A 22,722-nucleotide genomic window follows, 5' to 3' on the forward strand; every position below is an offset into this window, starting at 1 on the left:
TTAAATTATATTTCAAGTGTATTAATAAAGCCTTAATAGCGGTCTGTTAGTTTAATAAATCAATTGATAATTAGGTAGCCCTTATAACTTGATCTAAAATAGTGCTAAAGGCTGCTTTTTATGTTTATTTATAAAAATGGCTTAAGCAATTCAATATGTTGCCGATAAGCAGTTAATAATAAAAGTTTATGATAAGGCCATTAAGCATGAAACTTCTGGAGGAAATGTGGATTTAGCAACCATAATCGGGATCCTAGGCGCAATTGGCTTAATTGTCATGTCTATGTTTATGAGTAGTAGCGGTGAAATGGCTATGTTTGCCGATGCTCCTTCTAGTGTAATTGTATTTGGTGGTTCACTTTTCATTGTTTTATCAAATTTCACCATGTCGCAGTTTTTGGGTATAGGTAAAGTTGTTGCTAAAGCGTTTATGTTTAAAATTGAAACGCCAGAAGAACTTATTGAAAAAGCAGTAGAACTTGCTGATTCAGCTCGTAAAGGGGGCTTTTTAGCACTCGAAGAAGCTGAAATCCCAAATCCATTTATGCGCAAAGGAGTCGACATGCTTGTTGATGGCCATGACGCAGATGTTGTTCGCGCCACACTTCAAAAAGACATCTCTTTAACCACTACTCGACATGAAATGGGCGCAGGCTTATTTAAGTCATTAGCCGATATTGCACCAGCAATGGGAATGATTGGTACTCTAATTGGCTTAGTTGCAATGTTATCTAACATGGATGACCCAAAAGCAATTGGCCCGGCAATGGCGGTAGCGCTTTTAACAACTTTATATGGTGCGTTTTTAGCCAATGTTGTGGCAATTCCTATTCAGGTAAAACTTGAACTGCGTAAAGACGAAGAAGCTATGAATCAGCGTTTAATTTTAGATGCTATTTTAGGTATACAAGATGGCCAAAATCCAAAAGTAATCGAAGGTATTTTGAAAAATTACTTAGCTGAATCTAAACGCAAAGTAGATACCGAGGAGTAATTATGTCTGATCAAGAGTGCAAATGCCCACCACCAGGCCTACCAGCATGGATGGGAACGTTTGCCGATTTAATGTCACTGTTAATGTGCTTTTTTGTACTCTTGCTTGCGTTTTCAGAAATGGATGTACTTAAGTTTAAACAAATTGCGGGCTCTATGAAGTTTGCTTTTGGTGTGCAGAATAAAATTGAAGTAAAAGATATCCCTAAAGGTACCTCTGTTATTGCTATGGAGTTTACCCCAGGCAAACCAGAACCCACTCCAATAGAAACTATTCAACAACAAACAGTAGAAATGACTCAGCAAATGTTAGAGTTTCAGGCTGGAGATGAAAGCTCAGCTGGCGGCAGGCAAGAACAGCGCGGGGACAAACGTGGTGGCGAATCTCGTAGTACTTCTCAAGAGCAATCGTCAGAGCAAGCAACTTCAGCGGCCGATCAGGAACAAACTAACGAGCTCGTTAAAAAAATCGCGCAGCAGCTTGAAAAGCAAATAATAGATGGTGCAATTGAGCTTGAATCTTTAGGGCAGCAAATAATTATTCGTATTAGAGAGAATGGTTCATTTCCTTCGGGTAGTGCATTTTTACAACCTAAGTTTAAACCCATAATTCAAGATATTGGTGTACTGTTAAAAGATGTACCTGGCGAAATAACTGTATCTGGCCATACAGATGATTTTCAGGTATCGAATGAGTTATATATTAACAACTGGGACCTATCATCAAAGCGTGCCGTAGCAGTCGCAAGCGAGCTGCAAACGGTGCAAGGGTTTGATAAAAACCGCATGATGGTAGTGGGTCGGGCTGATACCCGTCCACTTGTTCCAAACGATTCAAATGAAGATCGCCGCAGGAATCGCCGAGTAGAAATATCTATATTACAAGGTAAAGCAAAAGAGTCAGCGCCTATTGATGTACGTTAAGCTATTGCTTGGTATTATATCTCACTACTTTTCGTTTTAATTTAGGGTACTTAATTGCCTAAGCATCTTGGCAATTTCATCATTTTAGCTTACAGTACATTTCCTTAACATATGTAATGGAATGCCCGTGAATAAAAAATATAAGTATAGCGATATGCCTGGAAATGGTACTGGCGGAGATGACGATAAGACGAAAGAATAACAATGCCTTTATGGGTTGATAAGGTAATTACATTTCTTGAACTTAGCTGGGTTTTATTTTTAATCCCAGCTATTGTTGTTTTCTATTTGCGTAAAGATTTTTTAGCATTACGATTTGTATGTGTCACAGGTGTATTTTTCTTATTTGGTGCACTTATATACGATTCTTTAAAAGAGTTTGATAAAGATATTTATATATATAGATATCTTGTCTGGGCGTTTAATGACATAGCTTGGATGGCTTTAATTGCCTATCTTGGGATAAAAGATAAAGTTTATTTATGGCAATGTGTGTTAGGTCAGTTGGTTGTTATAATGGCACCAATTTTACAACTTTTTCGCGTTGTTGATCGCCACCTTTGGGATTTATCTTATAGCACGTTAATGTATAAAACGCTTTTACCTTTAATTAATACGCTCACCGTAGTGGTGTGTTATCTTCCGCTAATTTATATTGTAATTAAAAATAATAAGACAGTAACTGGTAATAATCATAAAAAAGCCCCTCCTTTAAAATAGCTGTGCTAAACTACTGTTTATATGAACAGTGGTGAGCAAGCTATGAAACTCTACATTGCAGAAAAACCTTCACTTGGACGCGCTATTGCTGATGCGTTACCAAAACCACATAAAAAACACGATGGCTATATAGAAGTCGCCAACGGAGATTGTGTCTCGTGGTGTATAGGGCATTTACTAGAACAAGCAGAGCCCGATGATTATGATGAGCGCTTTAAAAAGTGGCAGTTTGATCACTTACCTATAATACCTGAACAGTGGAAGTTAAAAGCCAAAACCAAAACTCGCAAACAGCTCACTGTTTTAAAAAAATTAATTAAACAAGCCTCGCAACTTATTCACGCTGGCGATCCAGACCGTGAAGGCCAGCTTCTGGTCGACCAAGTAATAGAAGAAGCTAAAATAAGTCAGGCTAAAAAACAAAGTACGCAACGTTTACTCATTAGTGATTTAAACTTATCTGCGGTAAAGAAATCATTGGGCGCAATGCGTTCTAATCGAGATTTTATTCCGCTAAGTGTATCTGCTTTAGCGCGCTCTCGTGCGGATTGGCTATTTGGTATGAATTTAACACGTGCATACACACTAGCTGGGCAAAAAGCAGGGTTTGGTAATGTGCTTTCGGTAGGGCGAGTACAAACCCCTATTTTAGGTCTTGTTGTTAATAGAGATAACGAAATAGCACACTTTGTATCTAAGCCTTTTTACGATGTATTGGCGCATTTGCTTACTCCAGATAATCAACCATTCATAGCTAAGTGGGTTCCAAGCAAAGCATGTGAGCCACATCAAGATGAAGAAGGGCGAATACTTAACAAAGCTCTTGCAGAAAATGTTGCTTCACGTATTACAAAGCAAAGTGCTGAGCTTACTTCTCTCGACCAAAAACAAAAAAAGCAAAGTGCTCCATTACCTTATAATTTATCTGCACTACAAATCGATGCGGCTAAAGCATTTGGTATGCCAGCTCAAAAAGTATTGGATATTTGCCAAATACTTTACGAACGTCATAAATTAATAACTTACCCACGCTCAGACAATCGTTATTTACCTAAAGATCACCATCAAGAAGCATCTGCTATTTTAAAGGCAATAAGTGCTAATGGGGGGCAAAGTAGTGAATTAGTAAACGGGGCTGATGTGAAAAAGCGTAGTAAATGTTTTAACGATTCAAAAGTAGCTGCCCATCATGCCATTGTGCCTACGGCTAAGCAGTTAAAGTCAGCGAGTTTGAGCGGTGACGAAGCAAAGGTATATCAATTAATAAGCCGTCATTACTTAATCCAGTTTTATCCTGACTATATATATAACGAAACTAAAGCTGAGGTAATTATTGCTGGTGGGCTTTTTAAGGCAAATGCAAAGCAAGATGTAAGCTTGGGTTTTAAGGTGTTAATGGGTAAATCTGAATTAAAAGATGAAGCCTCGCTACCTCATTTAACAAAAGGTATGCCTCTTTTTTGCGATAAAGGCGAAGTAGTCGAAAAGCATACATCACCCCCTGCTTATTTTACCGATGCCACATTATTGGCTGCGATGACGGGCATTAGCCGTTATGTTAAAGATCCACAAATTAAAAAAGTATTAAAAGACACTGATGGTTTAGGTACGGAGGCAACACGTGCGGGAATAATCGAGTTGCTATTTAAGCGGCGTTTTTTAAAACGTGAAGGTAAGTCAATTAGAGCGACCGAAACGGGACTTGCTCTTATTAGCGTATTACCACAAGGTTTAGCGAGTCCTGATTTAACCGCAAAGTGGGAGTCGAGCTTAGGTGATATTGCACAGCAGGCAATGAGTTATCAGCAATTTTTACAGCCTTTACTTGCTGACCTAAATGGGTTTGTTCAATTAGCAGCAAACTGCGATAGCAATGCATTTGGGAAGTTACCAAAAACCTCACCTAAAAAACGTTTTGCTAAACGAGGTGGAAAAGCGACCTTTAAAAAGTCGAGTTATAAAAAAAGCTCTGTTGCTAGTTAGCAACAGAGCCATTTTATTAAACCATATTGCTTAATGTTGAATTGGTATTACTTAACCTAAACTCAGGTTACTTATTAAATAAGGCAACAGCAGCGTTACTCATTGCTTTTATTCCAGTAGGAATAGCAACTTTATAATCTGGTGCAAATTTACTAGAGTGTAGAGAAGGGAGTACCTCACCTGTTTTTATTGAATCTGCATATTGTGCTTGGTTTACGCCTCCTAGCCAAAAGAGGGTAATAGGGATATTTTCATCGGTGCGTCCGTATAGGCCAAAATCTTCACCCGCCATTACAGCCTGTGTTTCAAGTACATTAGTATCGCCAATTGCGCTGGCAATAGAGTTTCTAACAATGTCTGTTTGTGCAGGGTTATTATAAGTAGACGGAATAGATTCATCTTCATGTACATATACAACAGGGTAGCTTGATTCATCTAATCCAGCACTTTGTGCTATACCAGCTGTAATACGTTTGATTGCAGCTATTTGAGCGCTTCTTACATCGGGGTTATAGCTTCTGAGAGTGAGTTGTAGTTTTACTTCATCCGAAATCACATTATGTTTTGAACCACCATGAATAGACCCCACTGTAATAACAGATGGCTCAAGCGGTGAAAGCTCTCGGCTTGTGATTGTTTGCAAAGCAAGTACAGTGCGTGCAGCTATAACCACTGGGTCTATAGTTGTATGCGGATAAGCACCATGACCACCTTTACCTTTAATTGTAATATCGACAGAGTCTACACTTGCCATCGTGTATTCATTTTTCATTGATACCTTACCAGCGGGGACGCTAGCGCTTGCATGTAAAGCAATTATATGATCAGGTTTTGCATATTTACTAAATAGTCCTTCGCTTAACATCGCTTTAGCACCCCCACCTACTTCTTCTGCAGGCTGTGCAACCATCATTAATGTACCTTGCCACTGTTTTTTATGAGCAATTAACTGCTCTGCAGTTCCAATAAAAGAGCTCATGTGGATATCGTGGCCACAGCCGTGCATTACACCTACTTTTGCACCGTGCTCGTCTATTACTTTGACTTTTGAGGCATAGGATTTTCCTGTTTGCTCAATAATAGGTAAGCCATCAGTATCAGTGCGGATCATCACGGTTGGACCGTTTCCGTTTTTGTAAATGCCGACAACACCAAACCCACCTACATTGCTTGTTACTTTAAAACCCAGCTGAGTTAATCTATCTGCTATCTTTTTACCTGTTTTTTGTTCGTGATAAGAGAGCTCTGGGGATTGGTGTAAGTCGAGGTAAAACTTTTCAATAGCTGGCATGGCTTTGCTTAAATTCAAATCGAGTCCATTTGCTTGTACTAATGGGCTTGCTAATAAAAGTATTGCACTTAGGTAAGTTAATTTCATATTTTCCCTTATTGTTGAATATGTATACCGAGTGATTTAGGTATATGACTTGTAATTATTATGTTCACCACCATATAAAAACCTAAATAGACGAATATGGCAATCAATTCAATGAGCAACATAGTTAGTATTAATGCGCAAAACCTTCAACAAGTACTCGGTGAAACATCACAACAAAAATTGGTGTTGCTTAACTTTTTCTCTCCTCAAAGTCCTGACTGTATAGGACAGGCTGCAATTTTAGATAAAGTAGCAGCAGAATATGCAAGCTATATAGTAGTAGCAAACCTAGATTGCGATGCAGAACAAGCACTCGCTTCTCAACTTGCGCAACAAGTTGGTCTGCAAACACTGCCTACGCTTGTATTATTAAAAGACTCCGCACCAGTAGATTTACTTGCAGGTGTTCAAAGCGAAGCGCAAATACGCGAAGCCCTAGCAAAGCATTTACCTGCGCAACAAGACTTACTATTAGAACAAGCAAAGCAAGCGTTATTAAAGTCAGATTTAAATGCTGCATTTAATTATGCAAAGCAAGCTTATGAAATAGACAGCGGTAATGCACGTATCAAGTTAGTGCTAGCAGACATATGTATTCAAATTCACAAGGTAGATGAAGCGCAAGCGCTTATAAATACAATAGGTGCACAAGAGCAAGATGCTTACTTTAATAATATTAAAGCAAAATGCGAAGCCGCGCTTGAAGCAAAAGACTCACCAGAGATTAAAGAAAAGCAACAACAAGTAGAAAAGTATCCAAATGACTTAGAACTAAAAGAAGAGCTCAGTATTTTACTTAATGAAGCAGGCAGAAAAGAAGAGGCATTGGATGTACTGTTTACAGTTCTACAAAAAGATCTGAACTTCAACGAAGCAAAACCAAGCTTTTTAGCCATTATTGCCTCTTTACCTGATGGCGACGCACTCGCAGCTAAGTATCGCCGCAAGTTATATAGTATTTTATACTAGGGTCTGTTGCTCTTTGCGGATTAAAATTTGTTCAAACTAGGGGGGGTTAATCGCGGCGCGAGATTTGTAACCTAGTGGGCTAAGTAAAAACCGAGTAACAAAGAGTAAATAGCCCCTAGGAAGAACCCTTTAGGCAGCGCCTGTTTGGCATTAATGCTACGTTATCGCCTATTTATGGGGTAACCACACTACATAGGCTCTGCCTTGCCTGAATACCAAACAGGCTGCTGCAAATTTAACCTTGAAAGATAAACAGACCCTAGATTCTAATAACTATTACTTTTGAGAAGCACCTACATAAGGTGCTTTTTGCATTTTTAAGGTTTTAATTAATAGCTTTAGTATGGTTTATCTATGTAAAAACAAGAGTTATCAACAGGGTTTTGTGGGTAACTTGTGTTTATCGTGTGCGCTTGCTTGGGGCTTAATTTTAATTACTATTTTATGCAAATAACGCTTGCGTAAAATCCGCCGCTCCCTATAATGCGACCCCACTGAGACGGGATATGGCGACGCGCAGCGGACAACGCATAGCGAGGCACGAACTACTCAGAGAGTTAAATAAAACTTCGGTTTTAAATCTTCCAAAAGAAAGTTTAAAACAAAGTGTTGACTCGAAAAATAAAGGGTGTATTATTCGCATCCCTTGAGACGCTAAAGCGACTCAAAACGTTCTTTAACAATATAAAGCAATCATCTGTGTGGGCACTCGTACAGATTGAGTTCTAACAGCCAAGCTACTTCGTTCTTTATTGAGCAAGTAATGAGGCAAACAAATTAGAGTCTCAATTGAAACTGAGTGACCATATGTTATTAAAAGATTCAGCCTTGAGCTGTTTTGATTTTACTTTTTTAAAAGTGAAAATAATAACGCACAGTCAATTCGTTTTTGGCAACAAAAACAAAAATTCAGAATTCATTGAGCTGTCGAAAGACATAAAACTTTTTAATTGAAGAGTTTGATCATGGCTCAGATTGAACGCTGGCGGCAGGCCTAACACATGCAAGTCGAGCGGTAACAGAGAGTAGCTTGCTACTTTGCTGACGAGCGGCGGACGGGTGAGTAATGCTTGGGAACATGCCTTGAGGTGGGGGACAACAGTTGGAAACGACTGCTAATACCGCATAATGTCTACGGACCAAAGAGGGCTTCGGCTCTCGCCTTTAGATTGGCCCAAGTGGGATTAGCTAGTTGGTGAGGTAATGGCTCACCAAGGCGACGATCCCTAGCTGGTTTGAGAGGATGATCAGCCACACTGGGACTGAGACACGGCCCAGACTCCTACGGGAGGCAGCAGTGGGGAATATTGCACAATGGGCGCAAGCCTGATGCAGCCATGCCGCGTGTGTGAAGAAGGCCTTCGGGTTGTAAAGCACTTTCAGTCAGGAGGAAAGGTTAGTAGTTAATACCTGCTAGCTGTGACGTTACTGACAGAAGAAGCACCGGCTAACTCCGTGCCAGCAGCCGCGGTAATACGGAGGGTGCGAGCGTTAATCGGAATTACTGGGCGTAAAGCGTACGCAGGCGGTTTGTTAAGCGAGATGTGAAAGCCCCGGGCTCAACCTGGGAACTGCATTTCGAACTGGCAAACTAGAGTGTGATAGAGGGTGGTAGAATTTCAGGTGTAGCGGTGAAATGCGTAGAGATCTGAAGGAATACCGATGGCGAAGGCAGCCACCTGGGTCAACACTGACGCTCATGTACGAAAGCGTGGGGAGCAAACGGGATTAGATACCCCGGTAGTCCACGCCGTAAACGATGTCTACTAGAAGCTCGGAGCCTCGGTTCTGTTTTTCAAAGCTAACGCATTAAGTAGACCGCCTGGGGAGTACGGCCGCAAGGTTAAAACTCAAATGAATTGACGGGGGCCCGCACAAGCGGTGGAGCATGTGGTTTAATTCGATGCAACGCGAAGAACCTTACCTACACTTGACATACAGAGAACTTACTAGAGATAGTTTGGTGCCTTCGGGAACTCTGATACAGGTGCTGCATGGCTGTCGTCAGCTCGTGTTGTGAGATGTTGGGTTAAGTCCCGCAACGAGCGCAACCCCTATCCTTAGTTGCTAGCAGGTAATGCTGAGAACTCTAAGGAGACTGCCGGTGATAAACCGGAGGAAGGTGGGGACGACGTCAAGTCATCATGGCCCTTACGTGTAGGGCTACACACGTGCTACAATGGCGCATACAGAGTGCTGCGAACTCGCGAGAGTAAGCGAATCACTTAAAGTGCGTCGTAGTCCGGATTGGAGTCTGCAACTCGACTCCATGAAGTCGGAATCGCTAGTAATCGCGTATCAGAATGACGCGGTGAATACGTTCCCGGGCCTTGTACACACCGCCCGTCACACCATGGGAGTGGGTTGCTCCAGAAGTAGATAGTCTAACCCTCGGGAGGACGTTTACCACGGAGTGATTCATGACTGGGGTGAAGTCGTAACAAGGTAGCCCTAGGGGAACCTGGGGCTGGATCACCTCCTTATACGATTTAGAACTTATTTGTTCGTAGTGTCCACACAGATGATTGTTAATTAGTGCGTGTCCTTCGGGATAACTAATTAATATGCTCTTTAAAAATTTGGAAAAGCTGATAATAAAATTCTGATAGATACATTGTATTTATCAAGAGTTTTCAAAAGTAAAAAAAGAATGGTAGCAGTACCATTCAGTGCCATTTAATTAACTCTTAGGAGTTGATTGATTGGTATCTACTTTAGTATTCAATATTGACTTCTGGCGAAGTTAAACTGTCACAAAACAAAGACCCGTTTGGGTTGTATGGTTAAGTGACTAAGCGTACACGGTGGATGCCTTGGCAGTTGGAGGCGATGAAGGACGTATTAACTTGCGATAAGCCTAGTCAAGCTAGTAAAAAGCGCTTGAGACTAGGATTTCCGAATGGGGAAACCCACCTGCTTGCAGGTATCGTTAACTGAATACATAGGTTAACGAGGCGAACGCGGAGAACTGAAACATCTAAGTACCCGTAGGAAAAGAAATCAACCGAGATTCCGAAAGTAGCGGCGAGCGAAATCGGAACAGCCCTTAAGCTTATTATGTGTTAATGGAAGGCTCTGGAAAGTGCCACGATACAGGGTGATAGTCCCGTACATGAAAAGACATTTTAAGTGAAATCGAGTAGGTCGGAGCACGTGAAACTTTGACTGAATATAGGTGGACCATCATCTAAGGCTAAATACTCCCAACTGACCGATAGTGAACCAGTACCGTGAGGGAAAGGCGAAAAGAACCCCTGTGAGGGGAGTGAAATAGAACCTGAAACCGTGTACGTACAAGCAGTAGGAGCCCACTTGTTGGGTGACTGCGTACCTTTTGTATAATGGGTCAGCGACTTATATTTTGTAGCGAGGTTAACCGAATAGGGTAGCCGTAGGGAAACCGAGTCTTAACTGGGCGACTAGTTGCAAGGTATAGACCCGAAACCCGGTGATCTAGCCATGGGCAGGTTGAAGGTTGAGTAACATCAACTGGAGGACCGAACCCACTAACGTTGAAAAGTTAGGGGATGACCTGTGGCTAGGAGTGAAAGGCTAATCAAACCGGGAGATAGCTGGTTCTCCCCGAAATCTATTTAGGTAGAGCCTCGGACGAATACTTACGGGGGTAGAGCACTGTTAAGGCTAGGGGGTCATCCCGACTTACCAACCCTTTGCAAACTCCGAATACCGTAAAGTAATATCCGGGAGACACACGGCGGGTGCTAACGTCCGTCGTGAAGAGGGAAACAACCCAGACCGCCAGCTAAGGTCCCAAAGTCATAGTTAAGTGGGAAACGATGTGGAAAGGCCCAGACAGCCAGGAGGTTGGCTTAGAAGCAGCCATCCTTTAAAGAAAGCGTAATAGCTCACTGGTCGAGTCGGTCTGCGCGGAAGATGTAACGGGGCTAAACTATGCACCGAAGCTGCGGATTCAGAATTTATTCTGAGTGGTAGGGGAGCGTTCTGTAAGCGGTTGAAGGTGTACCGGGAGGTATGCTGGACGTATCAGAAGTGCGAATGCTGACATGAGTAACGATAATGGGAGTGAAAAACTCCCACGCCGGAAGACCAAGGGTTCCTATCCCATGTTAATCAGGGTAGGGTAAGTCGACCCCTAAGGCGAGGCCGAAAGGCGTAGTCGATGGGAAACAGATTAATATTTCTGTACTCGATATAATTGCGATGGGGGGACGGAGCAGGCTAAACAAGCATGGCGTTGGTAGTCCATGTGAAAGTGAGTAGGTTGGCGACTTAGGTAAATCCGGGTTGCTATTAAGACTGAGACACGAGACGAGTCACTAAGGTGATGAAGTTGTTGATGCCATACTTCCAGGAAAAGCCTCTAAGCTTCAGATTATATGGAATCGTACCCCAAACCGACACAGGTGGTCAGGTAGAGAATACTAAGGCGCTTGAGAGAACTCGGGTGAAGGAACTAGGCAAAATCGTACCGTAACTTCGGGAGAAGGTACGCTCCTATCTGTGATGAGACTTGCTCTCTAAGCGGACGGGAGCCGCAGTGACCAGGTGGCTGGGACTGTTTATTAAAAACACAGCACTGTGCAAAATCGCAAGATGACGTATACGGTGTGACACCTGCCCGGTGCCGGAAGGTTAATTGATGGGGTTATCCTTAGGGAGAAGCTCTTGATCGAAGCCCCGGTAAACGGCGGCCGTAACTATAACGGTCCTAAGGTAGCGAAATTCCTTGTCGGGTAAGTTCCGACCTGCACGAATGGTGTAACCATGGCCACGCTGTCTCCACCCGAGACTCAGTGAAATTGAAATCGCAGTGAAGATGCTGTGTACCCGCGGCTAGACGGAAAGACCCCGTGAACCTTTACTACAGCTTGGCACTGAACATTGAACCTACATGTGTAGGATAGGTGGGAGACTTTGAAGCAGCGACGCTAGTTGTTGTGGAGTCGTCCTTGAAATACCACCCTTGTAGTTTTGATGTTCTAACGTTGGCCCCTGAATCGGGGTTACGGACAGTGCCTGGTGGGTAGTTTGACTGGGGCGGTCTCCTCCTAAAGAGTAACGGAGGAGCACGAAGGTTGGCTAAGTACGGTCGGACATCGTACGGTTAGTGTAATGGTAGAAGCCAGCTTAACTGCGAGACAGACACGTCGAGCAGGTACGAAAGTAGGTCATAGTGATCCGGTGGTTCTGAATGGAAGGGCCATCGCTCAACGGATAAAAGGTACTCCGGGGATAACAGGCTGATACCGCCCAAGAGTTCATATCGACGGCGGTGTTTGGCACCTCGATGTCGGCTCATCACATCCTGGGGCTGAAGTCGGTCCCAAGGGTATGGCTGTTCGCCATTTAAAGTGGTACGCGAGCTGGGTTTAGAACGTCGTGAGACAGTTCGGTCCCTATCTGCCGTGGGCGTTTGAGAATTGAGAGGGGTTGCTCCTAGTACGAGAGGACCGGAGTGAACGAACCGCTGGTGTTCGGGTTGTCATGCCAATGGCATTGCCCGGTAGCTACGTTCGGAACTGATAAGCGCTGAAAGCATCTAAGCGCGAAGCAGGCCTCGAGATGAGTTCTCACTAGACTTTTAAAGTCTCTGAAGGGCCGTTGAAGACTACAACGTTGATAGGCAAGATGTGGAAGTGGTGTGAGCCATTAAGCTAACTTGTACTAATTACCCGTGAGGCTTAACCATACAACGCCAAACGCGTTTTATGTGATAGTTTAGACAGAAGTTAATATAACTAAAGTAGATATTACTTAGAAAGACTTAAAAAATATTATCAGATATTTTCCAAATTCAGTTAATGCGTAGAGATACGAATTAACGCCCAAATTTGCTTGGTGACAATAGCGTTTTGGACCCACCTGACTCCATGCCGAACTCAGTAGTGAAACGAAACAGCGCCGATGATAGTGTAGCATTTGCTATGTGAAAGTAGGACATTACCAGGCTTCAAATTCAGTCGAAGGACTTTAACCTTAATAATTAAAATAAGAAAATTGAAAAGAATTTTCTTGGTGACAATAGCGTTTTGGACCCACCTGACTCCATGCCGAACTCAGTAGTGAAACGAAACAGCGCCGATGATAGTGTAGCATTTGCTATGTGAAAGTAGGACATTACCAGGATTTAATTAAGAGAAACCTGTTACAGTAATGTGACGGGTTTTTTGCTTTCTGAAATTTTGTAAATAGTCCATGCCGAACTCAGTGGCGAAATAAAATAGTTCTAAGGCGAGCCCCGCAGAAGGACGCCCAGACACAAAGATAGTGTAGCATTTGCTATGTGCCTCTCCACCGCTGTGGCACTACGACATTACCAGGATTTAATTAAGAGAAACCCGTTACAGTAATGTGACGGGTTTTTTGCTTTTTGTAATTTTGTAAATAGTCCATGCCGAACTCAGTGGCGAAATAAAATAGTTCTAAGGCGAGCCCCGCAGAAGGACGCCCCGACACAAAGATAGTGTAGCATTTGCTATGTGACTCTCTACCGCTGTGGGCAGTACGACATTACTAGGATTTAATTAAGAGAAACCCGTTACAGCAATGTGACGGTTTTTTTGCTTTTTAAAATTAAGAAAAACATCCCCCTTTAAATTCAACAACAAAACTAGTTGCGTCTATTCGCGCGTGCTAAAATCCAATTTTTTATGAATGATGATATAGAGGTCTAGTTTGTCTACAGCTGATTACCAAAAGGTGCTTGATGAAATAGCACATGAAGTACGCCCTTTATTATCACAAGGAAAAGTAGCTGATTATATACCGGCCCTTGCAGAGGTCGATCCTGAGCAATTTTCTATCGCTATTTATACAACTGATGGTAAGACTGTATGTGCGGGGGATTGCTCTCAACGTTTTACCATTCAGTCTGTTTCAAAAGTTATGACACTTACTATGGCACTGCAACGTTATGGTGATGAACTTTGGCATCGAGTTGGAAAGGAGCCTTCAGGTACTGCCTTTAATTCGCTTACACAGCTTGAGTTTGAAAAAGGGATCCCTCGTAACCCTTTCATAAATGCAGGCGCAATTGTAACGTGTGATGCGTTATACAGCCGCTTATCTGCACCAATGCATTCTATGCTCGAGACCTTTAGGTTGTTAGCTGGTAATAGAGGGATAGTGATTGATAAAAAAGTCGCTAATTCTGAGTATGAATTTAGACACCGTAATGCTGCTATGGCACATTTAATGAAGTCGTTTGGTAATTTTGAAAATGAAGTCGATGATGTTTTATGGTCTTACTTTAACTTTTGTTCTATTGAGCTCAACTGTATTGAATTAGCCAAAGCTTATAATTTTTTAGCAAATAAAGGTGTTGATAATCGATCGGGCGATCGTGTTTTAAGTAGCCGTCAAAATAAGCAGCTTAATTCGCTATTATTTACCAGTGGCTTATATGATGCTGCGGGGGATTTTGGTTACAGAGTAGGTATGCCAGGTAAATCGGGAGTGTCAGGGACTATTTTAGCTGTGTTACCAAATAAGTTTACTGTAGCTGTTTATTCTCCGGGGCTTAATTCGTTTGGTAACTCCGTTGCAGGAATAGCAGCATTAGAACTGCTATCTAAAAAGCTCGATATTTCTATTTTTTAGGAAATCGATAGGGAGCAATAATTGCTCCCACCGTTATTTATTGTTCCCAATAAACTTGTTCTAAACAATCTTCACGTTCAGGTAAACCACGAGATAAACGCGGAGAGTGCTGAACTAATACTTCATAGCTCGCTCGGTTAGCATATTTACTAATTTGCGATAGTGACGAGTAAGTAATAGCTTGTTGCTGATGTTTAGCTGAGTTTGCCACATTAAGCTTATGGTAAACATTCGCTGACAAGTCATGTAGTACAGCCGCAAGTGCGCAGTCACCTGCACCATTGGTGTTTTTTATTGAATCAGGTCCACCCATAAATGGGGCCGTATGACTATATGCTCTGATAGGTTCATCACACTCATCTTTACGCATAGCTCGTGAGAATTCGTAACGGTTAAAATCAGGTATGGCGCCTGGTAGTAACGGGTATTCGGTTTCACGCTTTAAGCTTTCGTCTACGTAGCCGGCCATAAATAAGCCTTTTTCGCCAGCGGTACAAATAACTAAGTCTACCCAATCAAGTGCTTTATCAGCAGCTAGAAGAGGATCTTCAAAACCTGTAATAGCTAAACCTTCTTCTTCGTTCATAGCAAGAATATCAACATGCTTTTCAACAAAGTTTGCCCACCAAGTAGGGTCTTGTTCAATTAAGAACTTAGTACCGAGTGTAAGCACAACTGGCACATCTGCGTCATTAGCGTATTTTACCGCTTGCATAGTGGCTTCAGTCATTGTTTCGCTACCTTGAGTACGCATAAGATAGGCACTAATCACTAACGCTGATGAATTCTCAATAAGGTCTTTATCGATAGATTCAGGACGTAAGTGATTCATTAGGCCTGCACTTATTGCAAAAGTACGCTCACCGGTTTCATCAATTAATGTAAAACAACGGCCTACAGGCCCATCAACTGGTTGAAGGTAGTTTAAGTCTACACGGCTTGAGGTATTACATAAAAAACGGTAAGCGTAGCTACCTATTTTTATATTTTCGCTCATTACGCCTAATAAAACTGAGCGATCATCTGCAAGTACAGAGTAGTTGTGCATAGTGTTACCAATGGTTCCACCGGCAAACTCAAAATCAACCATATTGTTTAATTTTAAACGATCGTATAAGGCGTTTGTTGTATCGCTATCAATAACTTGCGACATCCCTCTACGTAGTTGAAATTCGTCAAGGAAAGCTTGATCAACTTTTGCCTCTATATCAACAACGATCTGATCGATACCCGTAATATAACTACGTTGTAATCGCTCTGTTGCGTTAAGTTGATTGGTAAGTGGATCTTTGGCTTCCACTGGAAAATAATGTTTATGCCTGCGGCGTCCAGGAAATTTCATTTGCTACCCGTGTTGTGAGCTAAATAAAAAAAGCGTGAGATTATAGCGTAAATCAGCACGAGTGAGCCATTACAAACGGGTAAATATTGTTTTATTTTTGGAATAAAGTAATGAATGGCGCACTTTAGAGTGCTAACTAGGTATAATTACAGCATAAAAGGTTATTTAAGTAGAAATAATGAACGAACCATTTGATGATTCCTACTGGATGGAACAAGCGCTTTTGTATGCAAAGCAAGCAGAGCTGCTTGATGAAATTCCGGTTGGAGCAATTGTAGTCAAAGATAACCAGCTAGTTTCAGTCGGGTATAACCGCTCAATAACGGATAATGACCCATCTGCCCATGCCGAAATGATTGCAGTGCGAGAAGCTGGAAAAGTCCTTAACAATTACCGCTTAATTGATTGCACCCTATACGTAACGTTAGAGCCTTGTTCTATGTGTGCGGGATTGTTAGTGCATAGCAGAATAAAGCGTTTAGTATTTGGAGCAGTCGATGCTAAAACAGGGTCTGCGGGTTCAATTATGAATTTATTACAAGAGCCTAAGTTAAATCATCAAGTTGAGGTGTGTGGTGGTGTTTTGGCACAGCAGTGCGGTGATACTATTTCGAATTTTTTTAAACGTAGAAGAGCGCAAATTAAAGCAGCTAAGAAAGCTGCTCGTGATGAACAAATAAATAAGCCCAACTAAAGCTAACTAGCGATTGGCTCTATTTCTGATTCAGCCATTTGCTGCATAGCAAACATTCGGCGACGCCAGATGATTTTTTTGTGTAGTTTTCGCAACATAACACGACGACGTGTGGCCGTTGAATAAATGACATTGCGTTTTAATCTTTGTGTGCGTCTACGTTTTAGCATGTTTTCTCCTAATGCAAGAGTGAGAAAGGCACGGGTATATCTTATAAAATAAAGATATACAATTAACACACATTAGTGATCATTTGATGACAAGTAAACAGATATTTAATTTACTTAAATTTTGCTTACTGGCTTGCTCAAAAAACTGATACCTATACAAATCTTAGTTATTGTTTTCACTCGGTTGTTCGGGCTCAATTATAGGCTGTTGTTTTTCTGTTTGCGCTTCATCTTTGTTACTTTTTTCGTCACTTTCTTCATTTAGCTTTGGCTCGGTATCAGTGCTCTGCTCTGTGATTGGTTCTGGTTCAGGTTCTACAGCAATAGCATTATTCTCATCTAGCCAAACAAGTGCATCGTAATAGCGACGAATATTATCAACATATTTAACCGCTACATCGCCACGCGCATAACCATAGCGAGTTTTACGGTAATAGCGCTTTTTAATTAACAGCGGTAAGCGTTTTTTTACATCAGCCCATTTATCAGGGCTTGCGCCTTGCTGCTCGGTAATTATACGCGCGTCGTTAACGTGCCCCCAACCTACATTGTAAGCCGCTAGTGCAAGCCATGTTCTATCAGGTTGAGGAATTCTATCAGGAATACGCTTAATCAGTTTACTTAAATACTTACCACCACCGCGAATATTTTGCTCTGGCTCTAAGCGGTTGGTAACACCTACTTGTTTTGCTGTACCGCGGGTTAGCATCATAATACCGCGAACGCCTGTTGGCGATTTAGCGCGAGGATTCCACATAGATTCTTGATAGCTAAGTGCCGCTAATAAACGCCAATCAAGGCTACCAGCATATTGTTCAAACCATGGTTGGTATGTTGGTAAGGTTTCTTTGATAGCTTCGATATAAGCAAGGGTATTTACATAGTTAAATTGGCGCACGTGGCCAAAGTATTTTTCTTCAAGTACGTAGAGCTGATTACTCTGTTTTATATCGCCAAAAAATGGCACTAATAAGGAGTATAAAGAATCATCTTTTGATTTATTAAGTATCCATGCAATCGGGTCGTTATGACTAACAGAAAAACCGATACTTAAATTTGGATGATAACGTCGAAACAGCGATAGGGTATGCGTATCAGCGAGTGTGTAATCTATTTCGCCATCAATAACTGCTTGAAGTAGTTCTTCTTCATCAAACTCTTCGCTTTCTATCCAAGTAAGATCTGGATTGTTTTTTTTCATTTTTTGCAGAGTAAGCGAATGACTACTTTTAGCGATAACAGTAAAGTTGCCATCTAAGTCGGCAAACTCTCGAGGGCGAACACGTCCTTGCTTATAAACTAACTTTTGGCTGATTGTTCTGTAAGTTGGTCCATAACGGTATTGCTCTGCACGGGTTTTATTATAGGTAAGTCCTGAGGCAATTAAATCTAAATCGCCGCTTTCCAGGCGTTCAAACATATCGGATAAGTTAAAAAATGGCACTATTTCAAGCTCTACACCTAGATATTCAGCAAATGCTTGAGATAGCTCATATTCAAAGCCTTGTTCACCTTGAACGGCTTGATAATAATTACTAGCACTTGCAAGTGTACCCACACGTATTTTGTTTTGTTCTTTTATTTGGGCGAGTTGAGTTGGCTGCTCTTGCATATCACATGCACATAACAGCATAACTAAAGTAATGATTATTATTAGTTTTTCTTTGAACATTGAGTGCCCCTTAAGCTCGCCAGCCACCGTTATAGCAAAACTAAGCTATCGCGTCACTTTACCTTTTATTTTATTAACCAAAAGAGGCTATAAATAAAGCTAAAAAGTTAATTTTATGAAAAGCGTAATTTTGAGTTAAATCTGAATGCTAATTGGACTATAATGCGTGCCTAAAATATCGTTCAATCCCTAACCCCGGATGAAATTACTTATGTTGATCCTTCGTGGTGCACCAGCACTTTCAGAGTTCAGAGTTAATAAAATTTTAGCGCGTTGCCAACAATCGCAACTTCCAGTCACTAACGTATACGCCGAGTATGCTCACTTTGCCGATTTAACATCGCCGTTGAGTAGCTCTGAGCAAACAAAGCTTGAAAAACTATTAACTTACGGTCCAACTATTGCTGAGCATACCCCAGCTGGCAAACTTGTACTTGTTACACCTCGCCCAGGTACCATTTCACCTTGGGCATCTAAAGCTACCGACATCGCCCACAACTGTGGTTTAAAGCAGGTTCACCGTGTTGAACGCGGTATTGCTTATTATGTTGAAGGTGATTTAAACGCAGAACAACTTGTACAAGTAACTGCGTTATTGCACGACCGCATGACTGAAGCCACACACAATGAACTTGAAGATGCGGCTCAGCTGTTTCGCAGTGATGCCCCACGCCAAATGTCGTCTGTCGATATTTTAGGTGGTGGACGCGAAGCATTAGTAATAGCCAATGTTGAGCAAGGCTTTGCGCTTGCTGATGACGAAATAGACTATTTAGTAGAAAATTTTACAAAGTTAGGACGTAACCCTAACGACATCGAATTGTTTATGTTTGCACAAGCGAACTCAGAGCATTGTCGCCATAAAATATTTAATGCTGACTGGACAATCGATGGTAAAGAGCAGCCAAAATCGCTGTTTAAAATGATTAAAAATACGTTTGAGCTAAATCCTGAAAATGTATTGTCGGCGTATAAAGATAACGCGGCAGTAATGAAAGGCTCAAAAGCGGGTCGCTTCTTCCCAAATGCGCAAGGTGAATATGCGTATCATCAAGAAGACATTGAAATACTAATGAAAGTTGAAACGCATAACCACCCAACAGCTATTGCGCCATTCTCAGGTGCTGCTACAGGTTCTGGTGGTGAGATTCGCGATGAAGGCGCAACTGGTCGTGGTTCTAAGCCAAAAGCAGGCTTAGTTGGCTTTACTGTATCAAATTTACGTATTCCAGGTTACGAGCAACCGTGGGAAAGCGATTTTGGTAAGCCGGGTCGTATTGTAAACGCACTTGATATAATGACAGAAGGTCCACTAGGTGGTGCTGCATTTAATAATGAGTTTGGTCGTCCTAACTTGTTAGGCTATTTCCGTACTTACGAAGAAAAAGTAACAAGCCATAATGGTGAAGAAGTGCGTGGTTACCATAAACCAATTATGCTTGCCGGTGGTTTAGGCAATATTCGCTCTGATCATGTTCAAAAAGGCGATATTCCTGTTGGCGCTAAGTTAATTGCGCTAGGCGGACCTGCAATGAACATTGGTTTAGGCGGTGGTGCTGCATCAAGTATGGCCTCTGGTCAGTCAAACGAAGATTTAGACTTTGCTTCAGTACAGCGCGAAAACCCAGAAATGGAACGTCGTTGCCAAGAAGTTATCGATAAATGTTGGCAGCTTGGTGACGAAAACCCAATTGCATTCATCCATGATGTAGGTGCCGGTGGTTTATCTAACGCGTTTCCTGAGCTTGTTAATGATGGCGGACGTGGTGGTAAGTTTCAATTACGTAGCATCCCTAACGATGAGCCAGGCATGGCACCACACGAAATTTGGTGTAATGAATCACAAGAGCGTTATGTACTCGCTGTTGGCGTAGAGGACTTTGACCGCTTTGAAGCAATTTGTAAGCGCGAACGTGCCCAGTACGCTGTTATTGGTGAAGCAACAGCGGAACCTCACTTAACAGTGTCAGACAGCCACTTTGAAAATAACCCTGTTGATTTGCCGCTGGACGTATTATTAGGTAAAGCACCTAAAATGCACCGCGATGTAACGTCAAAGCAAGTTGTTGGCAAGGCGCTTGATATCACATCAATAAATGCAGCAGATGCAGCGCAGCGCTTAATGCGTTTACCAACCATTGCAGAAAAAACATTCTTAATAACAATCGGCGATCGCTCAGTTACGGGTTTAGTAGCACGCGACCAAATGGTTGGTCCTTGGCAAGTACCTGTTGCTAACTGTGCTGTAACTGCGGCAACGTATGATACTTACCACGGTGAAGCTATGTCACTCGGTGAGCGTACTCCGGCTGCATTACTTAATTACGGTGCATCTGCTCGTTTAGCTGTGGCAGAGTCGTTAACTAATATTGCCTGTGCAAATATTGGTAGCCTTGAAAACATTAAGTTATCGGCAAACTGGATGGCAGCAGCAGGTCACCCAGGTGAAGATGCTGGTTTATATGAAGCTGTTAAAGCCGTAGGCGAAGAGCTTTGTCCTGCGCTTGGTTTAACGATTCCTGTAGGTAAAGATTCTATGTCGATGAAAACGACATGGAAAGATGAAGGTGACTCACAAGAGAGGTCAGTAACATCGCCGCTTTCACTAGTTATAACTGCATTTGGTCGTGTTGACGACGTACGTAAAACAGTAACGCCACAACTGCGCACAGATAAAGGCGATACATCGCTTATATTAGTTGATTTAGGTGCGGGTAAAAACCGCATGGGCGCATCAAGCCTTGCGCAAGTTTATAAGCAATTAGGTGATGTAACCCCTGATGTTGATAGCCCTGAGTTATTAAAAGGCTTCTATAACGCAATGCAAGCGCTTGTGGCTGATAGTAAGTTACTTGCTTATCATGACCGCTCAGACGGTGGTTTATTTACCACAGTAGCTGAAATGGCGTTTACGGGTCATACCGGTGTAACGGTTGATTTAGCAGCTTTAACAGGTTCTGACATTGAAGCGCTTTATAACGAAGAGCTAGGTGCCGTAATTCAAGTTGCAAATGCTGATTTAGATGCAGTAAATGCGGTGTTTGAACAATATGGTATAGCAGCCATTAGTCACAACATTGGCACGCTTAACAGTGACGATACGATTATATTTAACCGTGGCGAAAATACGGTACTTAATCATACGCGTACTGAGCTTCGTACTATTTGGGCTGAAACAACGTATCAAATGCAAGCACGCCGTGATAACCCTGAGTGTGCTAAGCAAGAGTTTGATGCTAAGTTTGATGCAAAAGATCCAGGCTTAAACGTAAAACTTAACTTTGATTTAAACGAAGATATAGCTGCACCATATATTGCAACCGGTGCTAAACCGCAAATGGCTATTTTACGTGAGCAGGGTGTTAACTCTCATTTAGAAATGGCGGCAGCGTTTAATCGCGCAGGTTTTGCAGCCGTTGATGTACACATGAGCGACATTTTAGAAGGTCGTTTAACACTAGAGCAATTTAAAGGTTTAGTGGCCTGTGGTGGTTTCTCATACGGTGACGTACTTGGTGCGGGTGAAGGTTGGGCTAAGTCTATTTTGTTTAACGACATGGCACGCGATCAGTTCCAAAACTTTTTCCACCGTGAAGATACCTTTAGCTTAGGTGTATGTAACGGTTGCCAAATGTTATCAACGTTAAAAGAGTTGATCCCTGGTACTGAACATTGGCCGCGCTTTGTAACTAATAAATCAGAGCGTTTTGAAGCACGCTTTAGTTTAGTAGAAATACAAGAGAATCCGTCTGTGTTCTTTAACGGAATGGCTGGATCGCGTATGCCAATTGCAGTTTCTCATGGTGAAGGTCATGCTGAGTTTGCAAACGATGCAGCCACTAAAGCGGCGCTTGATAGCGGCACTGTAGCGGTTAAGTTTGTAGATAACTACGGTAACCCTACAACGCAGTACCCAGCTAACCCTAATGGTTCTCCAGAAGGTATTACAGGTGTTACGTCAACTGATGGCCGTGCCACTGTAATGATGCCGCATCCAGAACGTGTATTCAGAAGCGTTGCCAACTCTTGGCATCCAGATGAGTGGATCGAGGATAGCCCGTGGATGCGTATGTTCCGTAACGCACGTAAAAACGTAGGTTAATTATATTTACGTTTATACAAGTTAGATTCATAATCTTACAGTAAACTTAAAAAGGCTGCATTGTGCAGCCTTTTTTGATTATACCAATCTGCTTATATATGGGGTCTATTTAACGTTAAGAAAATTACGCTAGAACTAGGCAAAAGTTTTTATATCTAGTTGTTCTAAATAAAAAACTTTTAACGACGTTATAG

At 42.0% G+C, this 22,722-nt stretch carries 12 protein-coding genes and 4 rRNA genes; 12 read left to right on the forward strand and 4 right to left on the reverse strand.

From position 1 onward, the window contains the following. The first annotated feature begins 226 nt into the window (after window positions 1–226). The 4 genes from pomA (at window position 227) to ABX891_RS05550 (ending at window position 4,620) form a co-directional block, all read left to right on the forward strand. Window positions 227–994, forward strand: coding sequence for a flagellar motor protein PomA (gene pomA, locus ABX891_RS05535; protein ID WP_024597197.1), 768 nt, complete (start codon window positions 227–229; stop codon window positions 992–994). A gap of 2 nt (window positions 995–996) precedes the next feature. Beyond that, a complete protein-coding gene (locus tag ABX891_RS05540) occupies window positions 997–1,917 on the forward strand; it encodes a flagellar motor protein MotB (protein ID WP_024597196.1) in 921 nt (306 codons plus the stop codon). 204 nt (window positions 1,918–2,121) lie between these two features. Continuing rightward, on the forward strand, window positions 2,122–2,637 hold the full coding sequence (locus ABX891_RS05545) for a hypothetical protein (protein WP_024603830.1): 516 nt from the start codon (window positions 2,122–2,124) through the stop codon (window positions 2,635–2,637). 42 nt (window positions 2,638–2,679) lie between these two features. After that, window positions 2,680–4,620, forward strand: a complete 1,941-nt coding sequence (locus ABX891_RS05550; protein WP_354629061.1) for a DNA topoisomerase III — start codon at window positions 2,680–2,682, stop codon at window positions 4,618–4,620. A 67-nt stretch (window positions 4,621–4,687) separates the two neighbouring features. On the opposite strand, the gene ABX891_RS05555 is transcribed toward ABX891_RS05550, so the two are convergent. Beyond that, complete coding sequence (locus ABX891_RS05555; RefSeq protein WP_354629062.1) at window positions 4,688–5,998, reverse strand: M20 metallopeptidase family protein; 1,311 nt, start codon at window positions 5,996–5,998, stop codon at window positions 4,688–4,690. A 111-nt stretch (window positions 5,999–6,109) separates the two neighbouring features. Here ABX891_RS05555 and ABX891_RS05560 point away from each other — a divergent pair, with 111 nt between their 5' ends. The 6 genes from ABX891_RS05560 to glsB all read left to right on the forward strand — a co-directional run bounded on the left by ABX891_RS05560 (window position 6,110) and on the right by glsB (window position 14,548). Continuing rightward, a complete protein-coding gene (locus ABX891_RS05560) occupies window positions 6,110–6,967 on the forward strand; it encodes a tetratricopeptide repeat protein (RefSeq protein WP_165744058.1) in 858 nt (285 codons plus the stop codon). Between the two features lie 947 nt (window positions 6,968–7,914). Continuing rightward, window positions 7,915–9,450: ribosomal RNA gene (locus ABX891_RS05565) — 16S ribosomal RNA — on the forward strand. A 298-nt stretch (window positions 9,451–9,748) separates the two neighbouring features. After that, window positions 9,749–12,638: ribosomal RNA gene (locus tag ABX891_RS05570) — 23S ribosomal RNA — on the forward strand. A 145-nt stretch (window positions 12,639–12,783) separates the two neighbouring features. Then, window positions 12,784–12,898: ribosomal RNA gene (gene rrf / locus ABX891_RS05575) — 5S ribosomal RNA — on the forward strand. A 62-nt stretch (window positions 12,899–12,960) separates the two neighbouring features. Continuing rightward, window positions 12,961–13,075: ribosomal RNA gene (gene rrf / locus ABX891_RS05580) — 5S ribosomal RNA — on the forward strand. Together the 16S, 23S and 5S rRNA genes form the textbook arrangement of a ribosomal RNA operon. A gap of 549 nt (window positions 13,076–13,624) precedes the next feature. Further along, window positions 13,625–14,548, forward strand: a complete 924-nt coding sequence (gene glsB, locus ABX891_RS05585; RefSeq protein ID WP_354629063.1) for a glutaminase B — start codon at window positions 13,625–13,627, stop codon at window positions 14,546–14,548. A 37-nt stretch (window positions 14,549–14,585) separates the two neighbouring features. On the opposite strand, the gene ABX891_RS05590 is transcribed toward glsB, so the two are convergent. Further along, entirely contained in the window at window positions 14,586–15,890 is a 1,305-nt protein-coding gene (locus tag ABX891_RS05590) for an inosine/guanosine kinase (RefSeq protein ID WP_354629064.1), read from the reverse strand. Between the two features lie 178 nt (window positions 15,891–16,068). Between ABX891_RS05590 and tadA the strand changes: the two genes are divergently transcribed. Further along, window positions 16,069–16,584, forward strand: coding sequence for a tRNA adenosine(34) deaminase TadA (gene tadA, locus ABX891_RS05595; RefSeq protein WP_033026952.1), 516 nt, complete (start codon window positions 16,069–16,071; stop codon window positions 16,582–16,584). 2 nt (window positions 16,585–16,586) lie between these two features. On the opposite strand, the gene ABX891_RS05600 is transcribed toward tadA, so the two are convergent. Both ABX891_RS05600 and mltF read right to left on the reverse strand, forming a co-directional pair. Beyond that, window positions 16,587–16,754: a hypothetical protein gene (locus ABX891_RS05600; RefSeq protein WP_007584688.1), complete on the reverse strand. Its 168-nt coding sequence runs from the start codon at window positions 16,752–16,754 to the stop codon at window positions 16,587–16,589. Window positions 16,755–16,917: 163 nt separating this feature from the next. Continuing rightward, window positions 16,918–18,426 carry a membrane-bound lytic murein transglycosylase MltF gene (mltF, locus tag ABX891_RS05605; RefSeq protein WP_354629065.1) on the reverse strand — a complete coding sequence of 503 codons (1,509 nt, stop codon included), beginning with the start codon at window positions 18,424–18,426 and terminating at the stop codon, window positions 16,918–16,920. Window positions 18,427–18,637: 211 nt separating this feature from the next. Here mltF and purL point away from each other — a divergent pair, with 211 nt between their 5' ends. Continuing rightward, window positions 18,638–22,528 carry a phosphoribosylformylglycinamidine synthase gene (purL, locus tag ABX891_RS05610; RefSeq protein WP_354629066.1) on the forward strand — a complete coding sequence of 1,297 codons (3,891 nt, stop codon included), beginning with the start codon at window positions 18,638–18,640 and terminating at the stop codon, window positions 22,526–22,528. Window positions 22,529–22,722: the final 194 nt, after the last annotated feature.

The sequence above is a fragment of the Pseudoalteromonas sp. NCIMB 1079 genome (genome assembly GCF_040567695.1).
GTDB lineage: Bacteria > Pseudomonadota > Gammaproteobacteria > Enterobacterales > Alteromonadaceae > Pseudoalteromonas > Pseudoalteromonas distincta.

Excerpts from the sequence above, each read along its gene's own strand:
- purL (WP_354629066.1), top strand. The coding sequence starts at position 18,638 with ATGTTGATCCTTCGTGGTGCACCAGCACTTTCAGAGTTCAGAGTTAAT.
- ABX891_RS05600 (WP_007584688.1), bottom strand. The coding sequence starts at position 16,754 with ATGCTAAAACGTAGACGCACACAAAGATTAAAACGCAATGTCATTTAT.
- ABX891_RS05550 (WP_354629061.1), top strand. The coding sequence starts at position 2,680 with ATGAAACTCTACATTGCAGAAAAACCTTCACTTGGACGCGCTATTGCT.
- ABX891_RS05590 (WP_354629064.1), bottom strand. The coding sequence starts at position 15,890 with ATGAAATTTCCTGGACGCCGCAGGCATAAACATTATTTTCCAGTGGAA.
- ABX891_RS05540 (WP_024597196.1), top strand. The coding sequence starts at position 997 with ATGTCTGATCAAGAGTGCAAATGCCCACCACCAGGCCTACCAGCATGG.
- ABX891_RS05560 (WP_165744058.1), top strand. The coding sequence starts at position 6,110 with ATGAGCAACATAGTTAGTATTAATGCGCAAAACCTTCAACAAGTACTC.
- tadA (WP_033026952.1), top strand. The coding sequence starts at position 16,069 with ATGAACGAACCATTTGATGATTCCTACTGGATGGAACAAGCGCTTTTG.
- ABX891_RS05545 (WP_024603830.1), top strand. The coding sequence starts at position 2,122 with ATGCCTTTATGGGTTGATAAGGTAATTACATTTCTTGAACTTAGCTGG.
- mltF (WP_354629065.1), bottom strand. The coding sequence starts at position 18,426 with ATGTTCAAAGAAAAACTAATAATAATCATTACTTTAGTTATGCTGTTA.
- ABX891_RS05555 (WP_354629062.1), bottom strand. The coding sequence starts at position 5,998 with ATGAAATTAACTTACCTAAGTGCAATACTTTTATTAGCAAGCCCATTA.